General features: G+C 41.1%; 4 protein-coding genes. 1 reads left to right on the forward strand and 3 read right to left on the reverse strand.

Annotated elements, in window-relative coordinates:
• Nucleotides 1–67: 67 nt before the first annotated feature.
• The 3 genes from ADA01nite_RS21460 to ADA01nite_RS21470 form a co-directional block, all read right to left on the reverse strand.
• The gene (locus tag ADA01nite_RS21460) at nt 68–289 is read right to left on the reverse strand and encodes an alpha/beta-type small acid-soluble spore protein (protein WP_146812464.1); all 222 of its coding nucleotides are present in this window, start codon (nt 287–289) and stop codon (nt 68–70) included.
• 217 nt (nt 290–506) lie between these two features.
• Nucleotides 507–695: a hypothetical protein gene (locus ADA01nite_RS21465; RefSeq protein WP_146812465.1), complete on the reverse strand. Its 189-nt coding sequence runs from the start codon at nt 693–695 to the stop codon at nt 507–509.
• A gap of 61 nt (nt 696–756) precedes the next feature.
• Entirely contained in the window at nt 757–969 is a 213-nt protein-coding gene (locus tag ADA01nite_RS21470) for a hypothetical protein (protein WP_146812466.1), read from the reverse strand.
• Between the two features lie 320 nt (nt 970–1289).
• Here ADA01nite_RS21470 and ADA01nite_RS21475 point away from each other — a divergent pair.
• Nucleotides 1290–1705: hypothetical protein (locus ADA01nite_RS21475; RefSeq protein WP_146812467.1), on the forward strand; the 416-nt coding region annotated here is incomplete at its 3' end.

Genomic DNA, 1705 nt, shown 5'->3' on the forward strand with positions numbered 1-1705 from the left:
GAAAAAGGATGCTCATCATAGAACATCCTTCTTCTTATTATACCATTAGGGAAACTTTTATACAGGATTAGTGGATGCGGCCGATTATCTGCTGCTCCGCCATACGGACAAGGCGCTTGGTCATTTCGCCGCCCACAGAACCGTTCTGACGGGATGTGGTATCCGGTCCAAGCTGTACACCGAATTCTGCCGCGATTTCGTATTTCATCTGATCCAGGGCAGATGCGGCGGTCGGTACAATAAGCTCATTGGTGCCACGTGATCGGGTAGATTGACGTGTTATTTGCATGTGAGAAACCTCCTACATGGTTAATCTTGGTTCTTGTAATCTTAAAATTCCACCGTTACAAGGAAACTATACATAGAGTGACGTGGTAATTTATTCCGGACCTATCGCACAGAAACGCCGTGAGAGAGGCGGAGCAGTCGGTCCTTTGGCACCGCCTCGATACTATTTTTCGTCAGGTTTCTTATCAGCAAGGCCTTATGAAACGGTCGCTCTTCTCTTACTCCGAAAGAAGCATCGTAAAAAAGTCCTTGCATACGGTATGTGATGTAAGCAAGCAAACAAAATATTCAAACGAACCGGTCTGCGCAGCAAACGTATGCTCAATGAGCGTAAATAACGAGAAGGACATACCGAACAGTATACATAGATAAAGAAACAAATAACCAAAGTTGCATAGTAAGCTCATCCTTATCCCCTGCCCGCTTCTCAAATCCGGGATGCACTTAGGCAACCACTACTTTATATACTTATTTCGCTTCTTTTCCGACAATTTCCTCTTTTCTGTGAAAATCGTGAGGAAAGAAGGGAAGAGGAAAGGAGATCCGGAGAAGAAAAAGGCCTTCGCCTTTTTCTACATTTTCGAGCTTGTTCTTCTGCCTCCCTATCAAGTAATCAATCAGTTTTCCGATGATTCCACCTAAAACGACAAAAAATGCAGCCCAGAAAGAAGCAATATTCACGAAGCCGTCTCCTTCTTGGTACATTTTACGCAAAAGTAGTCATATTGACCTATATTTTTTACAACCTTCTGATAAAAATACAAGATTTTCTTCTCAACATTCTTTAGAATAAACAAGATAGCTATGGACTATTGATGCTTCCTCTCATACTATTTATTCAATACTATAAGAATAGATGGTTTTAAACACCGCACCATCTGGCATAGTAAAAAGAAATAAAACATTGTCGAAATTTGATATAATTTGCAGAACGATTTATTGATTTTTCTTGAAGGACTTTATATGATTTTGTCTAATTTTATGCAAGGAGAGAATACAGCATGGACTTTATTGTATTTGTTTTTTACTCTATCCCCGAAATGTTCCTACTGCTTGCGTTAACTATTACCTTTGCGGGCTATCGCTTCTATACATACAAGTCTAGGTTTATTTTCGCAGCTTTGCTTCTCTCATCTTTCTTCGAATGCCTGCGCATCTTTGATGTATCCATGTCTCTTCGTCTCATTTTGCAGCTGCTGATTTTTCTTGCAGTGAGCAAGCTCTTATTTAAAATCGCCGTCGTCCCCCTGGTCATTTCGACGGTTACGACATTGCTGCTCATTCAGATGTTCGAGCTTGTCGCACTTCAATCAGCCATGAGACTGCTTCATACAGACTTTCAGCATCTACAGGCTAACCCAATTCTATTAATGCTTTCCGGCTGGCCGATTTTACTCTTGCTGTCTTTCATTCTGTA

Origin of the sequence: Aneurinibacillus danicus (assembly GCF_007991215.1) — a bacterium.
GTDB classification, from domain to species: Bacteria; Bacillota; Bacilli; order Aneurinibacillales; family Aneurinibacillaceae; genus Aneurinibacillus; species Aneurinibacillus danicus.

What these genes read in the sequence shown, in the direction of transcription:
- ADA01nite_RS21465 (WP_146812465.1), bottom strand. Translation starts at nt 695, where the DNA reads ATGAGCTTACTATGCAACTTTGGTTATTTGTTTCTTTATCTATGTATA.
- ADA01nite_RS21460 (WP_146812464.1), bottom strand. Translation starts at nt 289, where the DNA reads ATGCAAATAACACGTCAATCTACCCGATCACGTGGCACCAATGAGCTT.